Origin of the sequence: Pseudoalteromonas sp. APM04 (genome assembly GCF_022809815.1) — a bacterium.
GTDB classification, from domain to species: domain Bacteria; phylum Pseudomonadota; class Gammaproteobacteria; order Enterobacterales; family Alteromonadaceae; genus Pseudoalteromonas; species Pseudoalteromonas marina.
Window position 1 is genome coordinate 3,401,367 of record NZ_CP094441.1, and the last position, 17,155, is coordinate 3,418,521.

A 17,155-nucleotide genomic window follows, 5' to 3' on the forward strand; every position below is an offset into this window, starting at 1 on the left:
CTATAACTTGGCGACATTATCGGCAACGGCGCTTCGCGTTAATTTTATTAGCGGTAACGCACTCACAAATAAGGCTAAAATAAATATAAGCACAGTAAAACCACCTAATTGCAGCCAATTAACGGTCATGGCCATGGTCCAACCAAAGGCAATGGGCATTACGTAAGTTAATAATACCCACCCAAGGCAAAGCCCCAAAGGTATAGCCAATAACAAGGTGGCTAAAATAATAAGTGCGGCTTGCAATATTTTTGCACCCAATAATTGCAGTTGAGTCACACCCAACGTTTGTAATACTGCCATAGGCTGCAATTGCCCCCGCCCCAGGGTTAAAAAGCTCACCCACATACCAAATAATGCAATCAGCATAATAAATATATTAAGCGCCTGAGTAACATAAAAAGTTTTACCAAATAACTGCTTAGCAAAGCGCTTAAACTGCTGATTAGCAATGACTTGTTGGCTATCTAATTGGTGCTGTTTTTGAATATATTCGGCTATGGCGTCAACGTCACTATTGGGCTTTAGCCAAAGCGATAAACCATACTCGGTGTAACTTAAGCTGCTATTTAATAGTGCTGTTGTAGTGACTATCACATTTAAACCTTGCTCGCCGTAATCATAATAGGCAGCGCGTACTTGGCACGTTAGTGTATTAATATGCTGCCTTAGGGTTATTACGTCACCAACTGTAAGCGAGTACTGCAGCAAGGCGGGTTCATTCACTAAGCAACCCACAATTCCATTTTTGTTTTTTTCAAATACTGCAGATGTAGGTGCTTTATTGTTTAACAAAGTAAGGTGTTGGTTGTAGCTGGCCGTTGCACCAAATGCCATAACATCAACAGCAATTCTATTTTTAGGTGTTTTAAGCTCACTGTTAGCTGACCAATATACGCCTACTTTTTCAACTTCTGGAAGTTCAGCCAGCTTGGTTCCTAATGCTTGAATGTTTTGATCGTGCCTTACGTACAAATCGGCGCTTAGGCGTTTTTCAAGGTGTGTATCTAAGGTGTCGCTAAAACTGCCAACCATAATTTGCATGCCTACAGCGGCACCCATCGCCATTAAAATAGCGAGTACTGAGCTCAACAATGCAGGTAATTGCACTATGCTGTCGGCTTTTAACCACTGAATAATCGGGTTTTGTGTGGGCCATGGCAGCTTAAATACAGCTTTAACTATCGGTGGCGTAACCACAAAAAAGAGCAGTAGCACACAAACACACAGCAACAAGGCGCCCATTTTGGTATTTGCCGTTAGCGCTAAATAACTGGTTGCTGCAATGGCGAGCATTAACATTGGCCATTTAACACGCGCTAAAACAGTACTTAATCGAGCCGACTGGCTGGCTAAAAATCCTAACAAAACAAAAATATTAAGTGTAAAGCCACTGGCAACCATGCTGCTATCAAGGCTGACTACAAAGCTTCTATCTAGTTGGTAAAGCCCTCGAAGAGTGGCCGATACATCCATAACCAAGGCGTTTGCTAGTGCCGCGCCTAATATCGCACCTAACACAGCCGCAAACAAACTAAGCAACGTTAATTCAATAGCCAGCGCCTTAATTAACGCCGACCGTTGACACCCCAACACCCACATTTGCTGCTGTAAGTGAGCGCGCGCATTGTATGCCAGTTTAATTGCGTTAAAGCTTAAAAACGCACCTACCACATAACCCAACAATGCCAGCGCTTGTAAATTAAAGAAAAACGCCTCCGATAGCGCATCAAAAGCTTGCTCTTGCGCAGCTTCAAGGCGTGCTTGATCGCCTAGCAATGCGTTTAATTTAGCTGCTTGTTTACTATTTAAACCACTTACTTCAAAGTAACTGATCACCCCATTTGCGCGCAGTAACTTGTCAGCAAGGCTAATGTCCACCAGCATGGTCATGCCTAAACCTTGTAATTCGCTTACAGCTAAAGTGCGGGTGGCATCGCCCATGTTTATATTAATACGGCTGTTTTTTAAATTTAGCCGCTGCATTAATTTAGGATCGATATAAACAGTATTTAGTAGCTGTTCAAAACCGGAGTAACTATTGTTTGCTGTTGATGCTGATGCTGAGCTGTCGGTATTTTGTGTAAGCCACTGCAATAAATTGACACCTCTAAGTGCGAGCTTTTGCTGCTTATCGGTTTCAATTACACCTTCTAAAACGGGTTGAACCTGCGTAAAACCAGCGGCCCTAATGCGCGACCACATACTGTTGGGCAACCTGTTTTCACCTAATACAGGGCGTATAAAATGCGTCACAGGGTTTGCAATCAACGCTGTAGTTTGTTGGTAGCGCTTACCGGCCTCCAGGTTTAAACCTTGTATTGCAGTCAGTAATGCCGCACCTAAACTAAAACCAATAAAAAACAGTAATAACAGCCCTACATGGCGGCGATAAAACTGCATATACGTTATTAATATAAGTTTAAGTTCAGCCATTAATTTGGCCATCTTTTAAAAATAGTTGCGTAGTAAATTGATTAGCCAATTGCTGACTATGAGTGACCATAATTAGTATTATTTGCTCTTCTTCACACAAGCTTTTTAATAGCGTAACGATATCGAGTGAGCGAGCCGCATCAAGGTTGCCGGTCGGTTCATCAGCCAATAGTAGCTTGGGCTTATTTAATAGCGCACGGCCTATTCCTACTCGTTGCTGCTCACCACCCGATAGCTGTTCAGGCATCGCTGTTAGCTTATTTTCTAAGCCTAGCTTTTTAGCCATTGTATTTACTTCATCGTCGCTCGGCGATAACCCATTAAGCCTTGCTTGAAAGCACATGTTGTCTTTTACATTTAACGGGCTGAGTAATTGGTAATGCTGAAAAATAATCCCTATTTTACGCCTATAAAGCGCAAGCTCACTGGCACTCAATTCACTAATTTTTTGCTCATTAACCGTAATAGTTCCTGCATCAGGAGACAGTAAACCGGCTAATAAATTTAATAATGTTGTTTTGCCCGAGCCACTATCACCCAGTAAAGCAATGTGTGCAGCGGGTAAAATAGTTAACGATAAATCATTAATTATTTGTCGTTTTGTGCCACCATCTTGCCGTGTAAAAAACACATTATTTAGCGAAATCATAAAATGTAGCTCGTCCTAGGGGCAAAATTTTTAGTTTTGTTTAAACGTTACAATAACAGCAATTCGGTCATTTAAGTGCTTTATTTATGCCCATTACAATAAATTTTATCATTCAGTTAAAGCAATTTTACTAAGTAACTCATTGTATTTTAAACGCACCTAAGCCATGCTAATTATCTAAACTTTAATAAGGTAAGCATGTGTTAGAAATAGCGTTAATATACTTAGCTGCGGCTATTGTGGCGGTGCCTATCGCCAAGCGAGTGGGCCTTGGCTCGGTATTGGGTTACTTAATTGCCGGCATACTCATTGGCCCCTATGCATTAGGGGTAGTGGGCGATCAAACAGATGTAATGCATTTCGCCGAATTTGGCGTAGTGATGATGCTATTTTTAGTTGGCCTTGAACTGCAACCTTCCCGCTTATGGAAGCTTCGCCACTCAATTTTAGGACTCGGTGGCTTGCAAGTAGTGCTAACCGCCGCCGTTATTTTTGCGTTTTGCTTTTGGTTTTTTACCATGCCTTGGCAAACCGCACTCGCTATTGGTTTAATGCTCGCGTTATCGTCAACCGCTATTGTACTGCAAAGCCTTGAAGAAAAAGGCTGGCTAAAGCGCGAAGCCGGCCAAAATGCATTCTCAGTTTTATTATTTCAAGACATTGCCATTATTCCTATTTTGGCGCTGCTGCCATTACTTGCCTTTGCTCCACCAAGTAGCTCTAAAGAAGTCAGCCATTCTATTATTGCCAACTGGCCAGTATGGCAACAAGTTGCTGTATCGGTAGGTGTGATCGCAGCCATTATTGCCGGTGGTAAATACGTATCAGCCCCATTATTTAGATACATAGCTAAAACTCACATGCGTGAAATATTCACTATTTTTGCGCTATTTTTAGTGGTGGCTATTGCTCTTGTTATGCAAAGTATTGGGCTTTCACCAGCATTAGGAACGTTTTTAGCAGGGGTAGTCCTTGCCGAAAGTGAATTTAGGCACGAGCTCGAAGCCGATATAGAGCCCTTTAAAGGCCTACTTCTCGGGTTATTTTTTATAACCGTAGGTGCCTCTATTAACTTTGAGTTATTGGCTAGTGAGTTTTCAACTGTTATCGCACTTGTTGCATTACTTATTGTGGTAAAAGCCTGTATTTTATATGCCCTTGCCATTACCTTTAACATCAGTAAAAAACAGCGCTTACTATTTGCATTAGCCCTTGCACAAGGCGGCGAATTTGCCTTTGTATTATTAAGCGTAACCACAACACTGGCCATTTTAACACCAGAACAAACAAGCTTAGTAACCCTGGTCGTCGCCGTATCCATGTTAGTAGCGCCGCTGTTGTTAATGATGTACGAACAACTCGAAAAGCGCAGCCATACCAGTGCGCCAGAGTTCGACAAGCCTGAACAAATTAGCACAGCTAAACACGTTATTATTGCGGGCTACGGACGGTTTGGACAAATTATGGGCCGTTTATTACACGCCCAAGGCTACGAAATAACAGTACTCGATCACAGCCCCAGCCAAATAGAATTACTACGCCGCTTTGGTAATACCGTATTTTATGGTGACGCCGCACGCCAAGAACTCCTTGAAGCCGCAGGCGCTCATACCGCACAAATGCTGGTTGTTGCCATTGATGACCCAGACAAAACCATTGAAATAATTGAGCTTGCCCACAAAAACTACCCACAATTAAAAATTGTTGCCCGCGCAATAGACCGTCGCCACGCTTACAAATTGCTTAATTTAAAAGTAGATGCCTTTAACCGAGAAACCGTCGACTCAGCTATTAATTTAGCCGTAGAAGCACTCGAGCTACTTGGAAACAACAAGCAAGACGCCGAGCGCGCCGGTAAGCTGTTTAGAGAACACGATCGCGCTGCGGTTGTACAACTTGCCGAACTATGGGGCGACGATGCCAGCTACGGCGTAGCCGTTCGCCAACGTATGGAAGATTTAAAGCAAGTATTACAACAAGACAGGCAAGCACAAAGCGATTTAAATACCTGCGATAGCGGCGACTGTGAAGACGGCCTAACAGAGCTTGCTGATAAACCTAAAAAGCCTGATGATGCTCATTTGGAGTAGTGTCTAAAAATTGATATGTGCTATTGCCATGGGTTAATAGCACTTTTAATAAATACCGCCCTCAAATAAGTTACCTAAAAACATAGCCGTACTTTAGCTAGTGTTCAAAGCGCTTATATGTTCCTCGCCAATCTGCGTGTTCTGGATATTTAATCTTATAAGCATTTATTTCAGCTTTAGAAGCGTACTTAAAATAAGTAAAAACATAGTCACTTATGTAGCTTTCGCCTTCCCCCATTCTCCAAAAAATTTCGCTTGGGTGATAATCTGGAAATTTAATCCAAGGCGGTATTGGTGGGTTGTGCTTTAACTCTTTGTCATAGCGCTCTTTTAGCATTTTCTCCCAAGCAGCTCTATGCTCAAGATACTTATCTTGTTGTTCATCGGTAGTGTTAGCTTGTTTTTCACTTCCCATTGATGAAATAGGTATAAGCATTAAAATAAGCGCTAAAGCTTTGTAAATATTCATAAAGTAATACATTACTAGATATAGGCTTTAATTAAAGCTTTTAGTTCTTCTTTTTCGGCTTCGCTTGTAAAAGCACTAGCCGGAATTATTAAAGCCAATAGCTTGTCTACAAATATATATAAGTCGCCTTTATTTTCTTCTATTGCTTCAACGGCTTGCCATTTATAAAAGTAACGTCCTAGATGATTAGTTTCGCAAATACCATCAGCTTGAAACTCAATTGTTTTATTGCCAATCATTACGCCATTTTCATTGGGGATTGATTGCTTTTTTATCTTATGATTATTGTATAAAAATACAACAATCAATATTAAAAATGGCACTGCTACAATTAACCCACTTGGCCAATGAAAGTCAGAAAGGCGAACAGACTCAACCCGAAAAAAAGTCATAAAAACAACAGTTAGCACGAACCATGCAATCACATTTTTTATAAACCCTAGACCTTTATTATCTTTAGGCGCACACAACTTTTTTATTATAAAATCAGCGTAGTCGGTATAATTCTTTTTAGTAACAGTAATAGATTTGAGCATTGTCATGTCCGTATAAAACGCCTTTCAGCGCACAATTAGGTTTTGTGTTTAAGTTAATTACTAACTACAAGCGTGTATCAAGCTTAACTAACTCACCTGATAGTACATCAAAAATATAATAAAGTGTTTCACTCTCCGGCTTGGTATAAATTAAGATCATATTATTACTAATTAACTGATAGCCCTCAATATTATCCATAATGGATTTCAAGCCTGAGCCATCGTATTCAGAAACTAATAACTCTTTTTGGTCATCACTATTTAAAAAGCCATTTTTATTCGTGTCATTTCGTACAACTGAGTAGATGTTTTTACTTAGAACGCTTTGGTAACTGGTTTCTTTTAATTGAACAGGAGAAAAGCCTACAATTAATACGTTATTTTTGAATAACACTTTGTTTTTCTCGCCAGCTTTAGTAAACATTAAATTTACTGCATTACGACTCAAACTCAGTGCTGAGGAAACAATAATCTTAGCATTAGCGCTGTAAGGTTTTTGATTTACTATTTTGTCAGATGTGATTTCTAAAATGTGAACATCTTTGATTTGACCAATATAATTTTTTTGTAACTTTGGTTCTTCATCAAGGGCCGCGCTATGTTCAATCACCTGAACCTTAGGCGCAGAATAGCCACTTTTAAAAAGATCACTAATAAGGCTCTTACCAATAGCAAAAATTACAACTATTGCAGCAATAAATAGTAATACCTTATTAGCTTTTTCAATAAAATTCATAATACGCATGTTCGATGCAAACTCCTTATAAACAACTGTTACAGCCTTGGTAATTAGTTTTTTACCCATTTAATATTGGTTTCTTTAATACCTAAACCTTGCTTGAATCTCTCAGGAAACTCTAATGAGGGCTTACCAGCCCATCCTCTCTCAAGGTATAAATTGTAGCCGTCATCATTTTTTTCATATTTAACAGCGGACAACCAAATACCATCCCAATCACCTAAAAAATCCAGTTCGGCTAAAGTGTTTGGATATACGCCATTGCGAGTTTTATGTAATTCAATGAGAGAAATAGCAGATACAAAGTTTTGCGTACCAAACCTTTCATCGGCTCCAGGTACTTCAAAATCACACCCGGCTAGTAATAAAACAAATAAAAGACTAAATACGTACTTTCTCATTAAAAGTAACTCCTAACTTTGTTTAAACATTGCGAACAATTAAAGCGCCGTAAAAAACTCAACCAAGCTACTTCAAACTTTCTGAGCGACGTTGTAAAAAAGAACATAATTTTTATTTTAACGGCGGTGGTATTGCTATGATCGCTTCTGGCCGATTTGCTCTGAGCAACTCTTTTAAATTTAACTGTATTCTTTCACCACACATCACAATTCCTTTTTTGTCCTGTGTTGTTGAGTAACCGAGTACTATATTTAGTAAATCTAATTTTTCAGGATTAACTTGAAAAAAAGCTTTGTAATAACCTTTATAACTATTAGCTTCAGTAAAGTTTAAGTCTCCTAAAAAAATATCTTTTATCACTAGAGTAAATGACGTTAAATAATAATTATTAAACATTTCAGGTACATATACATTATAGCCTGTAACGTTACCTACGCTATAGTCTTCATTTATTGCAAAAGATGCGAGTTGACCTAGTTCATCATCACCGCAGGCGAATAATGAGTTAGTCCAGAAAAAACATATAACTAAAAGTGCTCGCATCTAAGTCCAATATAACAGCTTTGTTAAGAGGCATTTTTGCAAACGTCCCTATTGTGTGGACTTCTATTAGTATCAAATAGCGCAAGTTATTGCCAATTAAAAATATTTGGCTGTAAGTGACTGCTTATTTATAAGAAGAGCCGATTATTCGAGGTCTTATTTGGGCAGGGGTATTTTAAATGCACTTTATTTTACAGGGTGATTGGTAGCTCACCACAGCTTGCTGATTGAAGTATAAATTTACCCCCAACACAGCAAGCTCGTTTTACACCATATTAAAACTCATCTAAATCCTAGTGGTGGTGCCCACCTTGAATAGCTTCACCTTGCTGGTTGTAAAACCCTGTTGCACCATGCTCTATAAAACCTAGGTTTATCATTTTTGCTAAAAACGGGTCGTTTTCGTTATCGCCAATGTCGGCGTAGTCGGTGGTTTGAAAGCGGTCCCACTGTGCAAATTGCGAAGTAATTTGCTGCTTGTTGTAGCTTACGTTATTTAAGCTTAGTAACGTGATTGTTTGGTTTTTTGTGTTATTTACACTAAAAGATTTAACAAGCTGGGTTTGGCTATAATAAGCAAGTGTGTAGGTATTTTCACCCTCTTGGTAAGTGTAGTTTTTTACCTCATCACAGCCTGTGCCTTGCGTTTTTGTAAGGGTCATTTTTTTAATTAAGTGATTATCCACCAGCTGATTTTTAGCACTCCAATTTTGTACGCCGCGCACTTCCGATGGCTGATACTCAATACCGCGTTGTTGGGCATTAAAATAACGTATTGGACGAATTTGTTTATTAGCTAAATGTTGCCACAGCTCAGTAGTAACATCGTTTTGATGTGCGACTTGCTGGTTATTACGCCAAAGTGTAAATACCTGGCTATTTTGCTTATTTTTATGAGTGTTGGTAATTGTGTAGTCGGCTTTTAAATACTGGCTATTTAGGTTGCACTGAGTGGCAACTGCGCTGGCGCTTGTTAGTGTGGCAACCAACATGGTTGCGAGTAATGATAATGCTGTTTTCATGGTGCTCTCTATATTTAACGTCACTGTTATTGCCATAACATAACCACTAACAATGGCATTTTTATGACATAAAAAAGCCCGCAAAATAATGCGGGCTTTTAATAGGCTCTATTTACTGACCCACTGTTTCATCGGCTGTTTTAACTAGGTCTGCGGCAAAGTCCATTACATGGAATAAAAAGCTTTGCTCGTTTGTGCCTGTTACTAAATGTGCACCTGGGCCCATTGCGTAAACACCTACATCTTCACCTGCGTGGGTTTCTGAACTAAGTGGTACTAACGACTCTTGGTGAAAGCCCGGTGTGGTTGTATCAACATTTGTTAAATCAACACGCCCTGTAACCGGTGCAGCTAAGTAAGAAGCGTCGGCATTGGTTTCATCGCCTAAGTCTCTGTAGCCTAAACCATTGGTGTAACCTACTGTAGTATATGGCATGTCGTCGGCTGCAAGGCTTGGCTCGGTTTGGCCAACTGCAACCACTTTACCTAATATTGGGTTACCACGTTTTGGGTAGCCTGCAATAGTAAATACATGGCTGTGATCGGCAGTCACCACAATCAGCGTTTCTTCTGGGTTAGTGCTGTCCATAGCGGCTTTAACGGCTTTAGCAAATTCAATGGTGTCGTTAAGCGCGTTGTATGCATTACCTGCGTGGTGTGCGTGATCTATTCGCCCAGCCTCTACCGATAAGAAAAAGCCGTTTTCGTTGTTGTTAAGCACGTTGATTGCTTTTTCGGTCATTTGTGAAAGCGAAGGCTCGCCCGCTACATCGTTTGCACGGTCAGCTTCGTATTGCATGTGAGATTCGTTAAATAAACCAAACACCTTTGTAGCATCGTCGCTAATTGCATCAAACCCTGTTTGGTCCATTACGTAGTTGCCATTAGGGTAAGTAGCTTGCCACTCGGTTACTAAGTTACGGCCATCGGTACGATCCCCTTCAACTGCGCTGATTGCATCGCTTGAATTAGCCGTGGCATCTTTTGGTAAAAAGTGACGACGACCGCCACCCATTACTACGTCAATACCATCTACATCAATGCCTGCAAAGCGTGCTTCTAGGTTAGCTTCAAAGTTAACAAGTTGCGATGCAATGTCTTCACATGCGTCTGAACCTGCTGGCATATCAGAGTTATCTTCCCAGTTACGATCAGCCGACTTCGCATACGTTGCCGCGGGTGTTGCGTGAGTAATTCGTGCCGTTGAAATAAGGCCTGTTGCTTTACCTGCTATTTCAGCAAGCTCAAGCGAGGTGACCAGCTCATTACCTGCAACAGTTGAACAAACACCGCGCTCAATGTCTTCGTCTACACCGATTACGCCAACATCAGTTTTAACGCCTGACACCATCGCCGTCATTGTGCCTGCTGAATCAGGTGTTTGTGCATCAACGTTGTACGTTTTAACAAAGCCTGAGTAAGGCATGGTTTCAAAACTAAGTTGGTAGTCTTCACCCATACCGCCTTCAAGCTGGCCCGCTAAAATACGTGCAGCCGTAACAGTAGAAATACCCATACCGTCGCCTACAAATAAAATTACATTTTTCGCCTTGCCCGACTCTGTAACCGCCTCGTTATTAGCTTGCTGCGTTGCTGATAACTTTGTTTGTGCGTCGCTATACCAGGCATTACCTGTAAGGTTAGCTAATTGCTCAGTAGTTAGCGACGTTGCCGGCGCATTACACACTAGGTTAGATGAGTTAACTTCGTCGCTATCGAGTTCGCCATTTTCGTTTGTATCTACGCCCACTTGGGTTTCTACACCGCCATTAATACATTGCGCTGAGCCCACGGCTATGGCGTTGTCTACTGCGATAATGTTGTTATCACTTTTATCGTCATCACTTGAACAACCCGCTAGCGCGACCATTACTGCTAAAGAAAGTACTGTTAATTTTTTCATGTTCGCCGCCATTATTGCTGAGTTAATTCAAGAGCTTGGTTAATTAGATGAAATACAACGTTTTGCTCAATAACGCCTTGAGCAAGTTGTGCACCTGGGCCTTTAGCATGCAGTGAAATATCTTCACCGGCATGTGTTTCAGAACCGAGTGGCACGGTTGTTTCTTGGTGAAAACCTGGGGTTGTTGTATCAACACCATTTAACTCAACGCGCCCAGCTACTGGGCCGCTTAAGTAGGTTGCATCAGCGTTTGTTTCATCACCTAGGTCTCTAAAACCTAAACCATTTGCATAACCTACTGTAGTGTATGGCATGTCATCGGCAGCAAGGCTTGGCGCTGTTTGGCCTACGGCCACTACTTGGCCTAAAATTGGGTTACCGCGCTTAGGGTAACCAGCAATAGTAAATACGTGGCTGTGATCGGCAGTCACTAAAATAAGGGTTTCTTCTGGGTTGGTATTATCGATTGCTGCTTGAACTGCATTGGCAAATTCAATGGTGTCGTTAAGTGCGTTGTAAGCATTGCCTGCGTGGTGCGCATGGTCAATACGGCCCGACTCAACCGTTAAGAAAAAGCCATTGTCGTTTTTACCCAGCACGTCGATTGCTTTTGTGGTCATTTCACTAAGTGACGGCTCGCCTGCTACGTCGTTTGCTCGGTCAGCTTCGTATTGCATGTGCGATTCGTTAAATAAACCAAATACTTTCGTAGCGTCATCGGCAATAGCATCAAACCCTGCTTGGTCCATGACGTACGTTGCATTTGGATATTGTGTTTGCCACTCAGTGACAAGGTTACGCTCATCGGTACGATCGCCTTCAACGGCGCTTGTTGCATCGCTTGAATTAGCCGCAGCATCTTTTGGTAAAAAATGACGACGACCGCCGCCCATTACAAAATCAAGGCCGTCTACGTCGGTACCTAAAAAGCGCGCTTCGAGGTTTTTTTCAAAGTTAACCAGTTGAGATGCAATATCTTCACAGGCTTCTGACCCTTCTGGCATATCTGAAATATCTTCCCAGTTACGGTCTGCCGATTTAGCATACGTGGCCGCTGGCGTTGCATGGGTAATACGCGCTGTAGAAATAACCCCTGTTGCAAGGCCTTTAATTTCAGCTAGTTCTGTTGCAGTTAAAAGCTCGTTACCCGATACAGTTGAACACACACCGCGCTCAATGTCTTCGTCTACACCAATTACGCCTACATCGGTTTTAACACCTGAGATCATTGCGGTCATTGTGCCTGCAGAATCCGGCGTTTGCGCATCTACGTTATACGTTTTAACTTGCGCAGAATACGGGAACTCTTCAAAGCTTAAATAGCCTTCTTCACCTGGGTTGCCTGCTCGTTGGCCTTTTAAAATACGTGCTGCCGTTAGGGTAGAAATACCCATGCCGTCACCCACAAATAAAATTACGTTTTTTGCTTTTGTAACTTGTGCACTTTGTGCCTGAGTATTTTTAGTAGCTAACGTAGTTTGTGCGTTTGTATACCAGTTATTGTCTGTTTGGCTTTGTGGTAATACATTGGCATGACTTGCAGCGCTTAACATAAATGTTAGCCCAACCGCCGCAGCGACCTTTTTAATTTTCATCCTTTATTATTCCCATTATGTAGTGGTTATTTTTGCTTGAAGCTAAAACCTCAAATAAGTAACCGCTGCACTATAGAAAATACATATGACTAATAAAGGACGTTTTAATGAAGAAAAAGTGACCAAAGATTTACAAAAATAAGACACAAAAAAGCGCAGCGGTTTAACGCTACGCTTGTTGTTATACAAGGGAAAATTTTTTAACTATTAAAAGCGCGCCTTAAACGACACACCAAAGTAGCGCTCTGCATCACGCGGTATTTGGTAACGGAAATTATCGCCACTGTAGGTTGTTGCATAGCTTTCGTCTGTTAGGTTTTTAGCAATAAGCGATACTCTAAAGGCATCGTCTTGTTGCTGATTGATGTACTAACAAGCCGTTGCTTCAAAGTCTGGCTCACGTAATTCAAATGCATTTAAGGGGCTTCTTAACCAAACACTAACTGTTCATAAGACACTAGTTAAACTACTGTAATTCCCATATCAACGTAAATAAACTTAAGTTAAGTTACCCACTAAATTTACAATATACTCGCTGCTGATGTGGCCACCAGCGATACACCACTTAAGCCGAGCAATGTAATTGCTATTATATAAACCCATTTTGCATCAACGTAATCGGTTAATTTACGGGCAAAATGTGTAACTAAAAGCACAAGAGGTATTGCCGCTGCAATTAAAAACATAATGTCGGGTTCAGGTAAGGTGCCAAATGTTGCAATACCTACACGCACTAAGCCGCTAATGGTAAATACAGCAAGCAATGTGCTGCGTATGGCCTCAATAGACCAACTTTGTTTATAGCACTGAAAAACCAGCGGTGGTCCCGAGGTTGAAAACAGCCCGCCCAACAAACCACTTAAGCCGCCTGCGATTAAAAATGAGCTACGCCCGCTCTTCTTATTAACTTTTTCACGGCCAACTAGCATTAAGCCACAACACAGCAAAATACTAATTCCTAAAATAAAGTTTAAAAGCTGCGTTAAATGCGCCGACATATATTCAAGCAAAACAAACCCTAGCAAGATTAGCGGAATACCCGTATGCAGCATCAGTTTTAGTTCGGGGATTTTTACCGCATTGCGGTTTTTAATCACCACAATGGTTGAGTTAACAAGCCCTAACAGACTTACTAAAAACGTGGTTGCCGTTAATGGTAATACATCTAAGAGCGTAAAACTGGCAACCCAAAACCAAACCCACTAAGCGTTTGCATTATTGTGGCAATGCCAAGACAAAGCGCCATAAGCAATATGAGTTCTAACGAGATACTGAGCATCTTAAATTTCCTAGATATGCGCTATTGTAGCGTAACAAATTGTTTTTAATAACAATGTAAATGTAAGCTGTATTGCAATAGCTCATAATTAATTGGGCTTACGCAAAGATGCGCAAAAAGTACCACCTATGTTATAACTACAGGTGGATTGAATTTAACGGTAAATAACAATGAGTAACTCTATGTTTGATCACAAATTAAGTGGCCCAAGCTTGGCTTTTCAACCACTTTACTTACAAGTGGCTGATTATATTAAACAGCTCGTTGTTGAAAGACGCTGGGTACCTGGCGAATCATTACCTAGCGAGTTTCGCCTTGCTGAAGAATTTAATGTAAGCCAAGGCACTGTTCGTAAAGCCCTTAACTTACTAACCGACGATAAAATAGTCACCCGCCGTCAAGGTGTTGGTACCTTTGTATCTGAGCATACTGCGCAAGACGCACTGTTTAGATTTTTCCCGCTTCAGGCCGATGGTAAAGGTGCAGACTTACCCAAGGCAGAGCTTCTATCGGTTGAGCTATGCCCCGCAACACACGATGTTATCGATGCCTTACAACTTAATAAAAAAGACAAAGTAACCAAGCTTGTGCGTAGGCGTATTCTTGATAACGAATTTTGTATGAGCGAGACTATATACCTTCCACAAAGCTACTTTCCTGATATACATCAAATTAGCGATATTCCGCATACATTGTACCACTACTACCAAACCAAATTTAATCAAACCGTACATAAAACCCAAGACAGTATTAAAGCGGTATTAGCCGACGAAACTGATGCAAAAATGCTCGCAATTAAAACTGGCGAACCACTGTTATTAGTGTCACGCATTACCGAATCAATTGAAGGTAAACGCATAGAATACCGCCAAAGCAAGTGCCGTAGCGATCATTACCATTACCAAATCCAACTTGATTAATAAACCGCGCTTTAACTGCTAATAACTAGGGTGTGTTGATCTTTGTGGATTGAAGTTTGTTGAATATAATGGCGATTTAATCGCGGCGTGAGGTTTGTAACCTAGTAAGCGCGATAACTGCTTCTTCATTAATCTACTGACTCGTACCTACGTAATAATAAGTAAAAACGGCGCAACAAAGAGTAAACTACCCTAGGCTAAAAAATAAAATGACAATAAAGCTTGGTGTATTATCAAACATGCTGTTATCCTGCTCGGCATCGGGTTGATGAAAACCCAATTTATTTGTAAGTACCTCGTTGATATTAGTAATAATCCTTCGCGTTATCCTCAGTTAAATGCACGTTTTCTTCCTGTTAAATTGCCTATTTAGGGCACACTTTTATTTATTTTTAGGATCTATTATGTCTAATACAACAACTGGTACAGTTAAATTTTTTAATGAAGCAAAAGGTTTTGGTTTTATCGAGCAAGAGTCTGGCCCTGATGTGTTTGCACATTTCAGCGCAATCTCTGGCGACGGTTTTAAAACCCTTGCTGAAGGCCAACGTGTACAGTTTACTGTTACTCAAGGTCAAAAAGGCCCACAGGCTGAGAACATTGTTAGCATCTAATTGCTAAACAATTAAATGGGTTAGCAATAACCCATTTTGAATACTAGTTTGAAAGAAGTTTTGTTTTATTTGTTAGTACCCCGTTGTTTTAGTAATAATCCTGCGCGTTATCCTCAAGTTAACTATTTTTTCCGGCTCAATCGCCTCTTTTCAGGCACACTTATATTAATTTTTTAGGATACATATTATGTCTACTACAACTACTGGTTCAGTAAAATGGTTTAACGAAGCAAAAGGTTTTGGTTTTATCGAGCAAGAGTCTGGCCCTGATGTGTTTGCACATTTTAGCGCAATCTCTGGCGACGGTTTTAAAACACTTGCTGAAGGCCAACGTGTACAGTTTACTGTTACTCAAGGTCAAAAAGGCCCACAAGCTGAAAACATTGTTAGCATTTAACATGTTTTAAATAAATGCGTTTTTTAACGCATTTATTACCCCCTTAATTACCTCTTATAAGTATTAGTAAAACCCCTTCAAACATTTATTTCAGTCTTGCTTGAGCATAACTCCTGTATTGCCTACAATAGCGCACAATATATTCTATGCAGATCCCTATTATGACTGATACAAACAAACCTGAATTACCAGATCAACTTTCTATTAATCCACGCAGCAAATTTTATGTAGAAGAAGTGTTTGAACATGAAATTGGTATTACACTAAATGGCAAAGAACGTTTTGACGTTGAAGAATACAGCATTAGCGAAGGTTGGATTAAAGTAGCAGCACCTAAAGCGTTAGATCGCCGCGGTCAGCCATTGCTTATGAAAGTAAAAGGCAAGGTAGAAGCGTTTTACAAATAAGCTAATCCTTATTTAAAAGTAAGCGACTCCTCTAGGCAGTCGCTTTTTTTGTGTCTATTAAAAAGTATTGAGCTATTTTCATGTTAAACCTGATGAAGTTTCACTATATTTTTAAGCAAAACATGCTTGAATGACGTCATATTGTATAGAACAACGGAAGCTTATTATGAAAAAAGTAATTATTTTAGATGGTGGCATGGGCCGCGAACTTAAACGCATTGGCGCTCCGTTTACGCAACCTCTTTGGAGTGCACAGGCACTTATAGAAGCGCCACACTTTGTTACTCAAGCACACTCTGGGTTTATAGATGCTGGCGCTGAAGTAATTACTGTAAATAGTTACGCCTGTGTACCGTTTCATTTAGGCGAACCGCTTTATGATGCACAGGGTGCCGAGCTTGCTAACCAAGCTGCAATCATTGCAAAAAAAGCGGCTCAAAGTGCAAATAAAAATATACTGGTAGCAGGTTCGCTTCCTCCGGTATTTGGCTCTTACCGCCCGGAGCTATTTGAATGTAAGCGTGGTTTTACTATTTTAAATACACTTTATGAAGCACAAAACGAGTATGTAGATTTATGGATTGGCGAAACTATTTCTAGCATTGAAGAAGCACAAGTAATGGCAAGCGTACTTAAAAATTCAAACAAACCATGCTATTACGCATTTACCTTAAATGATGAAGTTAGCGAACTAGCAACCCTGCGCTCAGGCGAATTTGTAACTGACGCCGTAACTGAACTGCTTGATCACAATGTTGAAGGTATTTTATTTAATTGCTCGATCCCCGAAGTAATAGAACAAGCCTTAATAGATACTAATAAGGTATTGTCGAAGCTTAATAAAACCGTGGCTTTGGGCGCCTTTGCAAACGGATTTACGCCTATTGCCCACGACTATCAAGCCAATCAAGGATCGCAAGCGTATCGTGATATTTCACCTTCAGAATATCTAGGCTTTGCAAAGAAATGGCACGCTCTGGGTGCAACTGTTATTGGGGGTTGCTGTGGTATAGGCCCAGAGTTTATTGAAGTGCTGGTAAACTGGAAACAGGAACTTGAAAGCGCTTAAGCTTTTAGTGCCCTTTAGGGCTTATTGGCTGCACCAATCGTGTTAAGTTATTAAGCATTTATAGCGACAGATAAATAGCGTGACA

The 17,155-nt window shown here is 40.6% G+C and carries 16 protein-coding genes and 1 pseudogene; 6 read left to right on the forward strand and 11 right to left on the reverse strand.

Annotation, left to right across the window (positions count from 1 at the left end):
* Both MTP24_RS15705 and MTP24_RS15710 read right to left on the reverse strand, forming a co-directional pair.
* Window positions 1-2,436 (reverse strand): FtsX-like permease family protein, encoded by a 2,436-nt coding sequence (locus MTP24_RS15705; RefSeq protein ID WP_243532113.1) that lies wholly within the window; start codon window positions 2,434-2,436, stop codon window positions 1-3.
* On the reverse strand, window positions 2,429-3,085 hold the full coding sequence (locus tag MTP24_RS15710) for an ABC transporter ATP-binding protein (protein ID WP_243532114.1): 657 nt from the start codon (window positions 3,083-3,085) through the stop codon (window positions 2,429-2,431). The genes MTP24_RS15705 and MTP24_RS15710 overlap by 8 nt, the downstream gene beginning before the upstream one ends.
* 200 nt (window positions 3,086-3,285) lie before the next feature.
* On the opposite strand from MTP24_RS15710, the gene MTP24_RS15715 reads away from it, so the two are divergent.
* Window positions 3,286-5,175 carry a monovalent cation:proton antiporter-2 (CPA2) family protein gene (locus MTP24_RS15715; RefSeq protein WP_243532116.1) on the forward strand — a complete coding sequence of 630 codons (1,890 nt, stop codon included), beginning with the start codon at window positions 3,286-3,288 and terminating at the stop codon, window positions 5,173-5,175.
* Between the two features lie 97 nt (window positions 5,176-5,272).
* Here MTP24_RS15715 and MTP24_RS15720 read toward each other — a convergent pair whose 3' ends face one another.
* The 9 genes and pseudogenes from MTP24_RS15720 to MTP24_RS15760 form a co-directional block, all read right to left on the reverse strand.
* On the reverse strand, window positions 5,273-5,644 hold the full coding sequence (locus MTP24_RS15720) for a hypothetical protein (RefSeq protein ID WP_243532118.1): 372 nt from the start codon (window positions 5,642-5,644) through the stop codon (window positions 5,273-5,275).
* A gap of 14 nt (window positions 5,645-5,658) precedes the next feature.
* Window positions 5,659-6,180, reverse strand: coding sequence for a YcxB family protein (locus tag MTP24_RS15725; protein WP_203985528.1), 522 nt, complete (start codon window positions 6,178-6,180; stop codon window positions 5,659-5,661).
* 64 nt (window positions 6,181-6,244) lie between these two features.
* Window positions 6,245-6,985, reverse strand: a complete 741-nt coding sequence (locus MTP24_RS15730) for a hypothetical protein (RefSeq protein WP_243532120.1) — start codon at window positions 6,983-6,985, stop codon at window positions 6,245-6,247.
* Window positions 6,970-7,320: a hypothetical protein gene (locus MTP24_RS15735; RefSeq protein ID WP_243532122.1), complete on the reverse strand. Its 351-nt coding sequence runs from the start codon at window positions 7,318-7,320 to the stop codon at window positions 6,970-6,972. Before MTP24_RS15735 ends, MTP24_RS15730 begins: the two co-directional genes overlap by 16 nt.
* A gap of 112 nt (window positions 7,321-7,432) precedes the next feature.
* Window positions 7,433-7,864 (reverse strand): hypothetical protein, encoded by a 432-nt coding sequence (locus MTP24_RS15740; protein ID WP_243532124.1) that lies wholly within the window; start codon window positions 7,862-7,864, stop codon window positions 7,433-7,435.
* 293 nt (window positions 7,865-8,157) lie between these two features.
* The gene (locus tag MTP24_RS15745) at window positions 8,158-8,886 is read right to left on the reverse strand and encodes a hypothetical protein (protein WP_243532126.1); all 729 of its coding nucleotides are present in this window, start codon (window positions 8,884-8,886) and stop codon (window positions 8,158-8,160) included.
* A 112-nt stretch (window positions 8,887-8,998) separates the two neighbouring features.
* Window positions 8,999-10,789, reverse strand: a complete 1,791-nt coding sequence (locus tag MTP24_RS15750; RefSeq protein ID WP_243532129.1) for an alkaline phosphatase — start codon at window positions 10,787-10,789, stop codon at window positions 8,999-9,001.
* 11 nt (window positions 10,790-10,800) lie between these two features.
* Window positions 10,801-12,384: an alkaline phosphatase gene (locus MTP24_RS15755; protein ID WP_058430036.1), complete on the reverse strand. Its 1,584-nt coding sequence runs from the start codon at window positions 12,382-12,384 to the stop codon at window positions 10,801-10,803.
* 521 nt (window positions 12,385-12,905) lie between these two features.
* Window positions 12,906-13,663 (reverse strand): annotated as a pseudogene (locus tag MTP24_RS15760) (TSUP family transporter).
* Window positions 13,664-13,833: 170 nt separating this feature from the next.
* Between MTP24_RS15760 and MTP24_RS15765 the strand changes: the two are divergent.
* From MTP24_RS15765 to MTP24_RS15785, 5 genes are all read left to right on the forward strand, one after another.
* Window positions 13,834-14,583 (forward strand): GntR family transcriptional regulator, encoded by a 750-nt coding sequence (locus tag MTP24_RS15765; protein ID WP_008131874.1) that lies wholly within the window; start codon window positions 13,834-13,836, stop codon window positions 14,581-14,583.
* Between the two features lie 404 nt (window positions 14,584-14,987).
* Window positions 14,988-15,197, forward strand: a complete 210-nt coding sequence (locus MTP24_RS15770) for a cold-shock protein (RefSeq protein ID WP_006792548.1) — start codon at window positions 14,988-14,990, stop codon at window positions 15,195-15,197.
* 187 nt (window positions 15,198-15,384) lie between these two features.
* Window positions 15,385-15,594 carry a cold-shock protein gene (locus tag MTP24_RS15775; protein WP_006792549.1) on the forward strand — a complete coding sequence of 70 codons (210 nt, stop codon included), beginning with the start codon at window positions 15,385-15,387 and terminating at the stop codon, window positions 15,592-15,594.
* A gap of 161 nt (window positions 15,595-15,755) precedes the next feature.
* A complete protein-coding gene (locus MTP24_RS15780) occupies window positions 15,756-16,001 on the forward strand; it encodes a DUF3297 family protein (RefSeq protein ID WP_006792550.1) in 246 nt (81 codons plus the stop codon).
* 166 nt (window positions 16,002-16,167) lie between these two features.
* Window positions 16,168-17,070, forward strand: a complete 903-nt coding sequence (locus tag MTP24_RS15785; protein ID WP_243532131.1) for a homocysteine S-methyltransferase family protein — start codon at window positions 16,168-16,170, stop codon at window positions 17,068-17,070.
* Window positions 17,071-17,155 lie beyond the last annotated feature (85 nt).

Excerpts from the sequence above, each read along its gene's own strand:
- MTP24_RS15705 (WP_243532113.1), bottom strand. The coding sequence starts at position 2,436 with ATGGCTGAACTTAAACTTATATTAATAACGTATATGCAGTTTTATCGC.
- MTP24_RS15710 (WP_243532114.1), bottom strand. The coding sequence starts at position 3,085 with ATGATTTCGCTAAATAATGTGTTTTTTACACGGCAAGATGGTGGCACA.
- MTP24_RS15720 (WP_243532118.1), bottom strand. The coding sequence starts at position 5,644 with ATGAATATTTACAAAGCTTTAGCGCTTATTTTAATGCTTATACCTATT.
- MTP24_RS15725 (WP_203985528.1), bottom strand. The coding sequence starts at position 6,180 with ATGCTCAAATCTATTACTGTTACTAAAAAGAATTATACCGACTACGCT.
- MTP24_RS15730 (WP_243532120.1), bottom strand. The coding sequence starts at position 6,985 with ATGGGTAAAAAACTAATTACCAAGGCTGTAACAGTTGTTTATAAGGAG.
- MTP24_RS15735 (WP_243532122.1), bottom strand. The coding sequence starts at position 7,320 with ATGAGAAAGTACGTATTTAGTCTTTTATTTGTTTTATTACTAGCCGGG.
- MTP24_RS15740 (WP_243532124.1), bottom strand. The coding sequence starts at position 7,864 with ATGCGAGCACTTTTAGTTATATGTTTTTTCTGGACTAACTCATTATTC.
- MTP24_RS15745 (WP_243532126.1), bottom strand. The coding sequence starts at position 8,886 with ATGAAAACAGCATTATCATTACTCGCAACCATGTTGGTTGCCACACTA.
- MTP24_RS15750 (WP_243532129.1), bottom strand. The coding sequence starts at position 10,789 with ATGAAAAAATTAACAGTACTTTCTTTAGCAGTAATGGTCGCGCTAGCG.
- MTP24_RS15755 (WP_058430036.1), bottom strand. The coding sequence starts at position 12,384 with ATGAAAATTAAAAAGGTCGCTGCGGCGGTTGGGCTAACATTTATGTTA.
- MTP24_RS15765 (WP_008131874.1), top strand. The coding sequence starts at position 13,834 with ATGAGTAACTCTATGTTTGATCACAAATTAAGTGGCCCAAGCTTGGCT.
- MTP24_RS15770 (WP_006792548.1), top strand. The coding sequence starts at position 14,988 with ATGTCTAATACAACAACTGGTACAGTTAAATTTTTTAATGAAGCAAAA.
- MTP24_RS15775 (WP_006792549.1), top strand. The coding sequence starts at position 15,385 with ATGTCTACTACAACTACTGGTTCAGTAAAATGGTTTAACGAAGCAAAA.
- MTP24_RS15780 (WP_006792550.1), top strand. The coding sequence starts at position 15,756 with ATGACTGATACAAACAAACCTGAATTACCAGATCAACTTTCTATTAAT.
- MTP24_RS15785 (WP_243532131.1), top strand. The coding sequence starts at position 16,168 with ATGAAAAAAGTAATTATTTTAGATGGTGGCATGGGCCGCGAACTTAAA.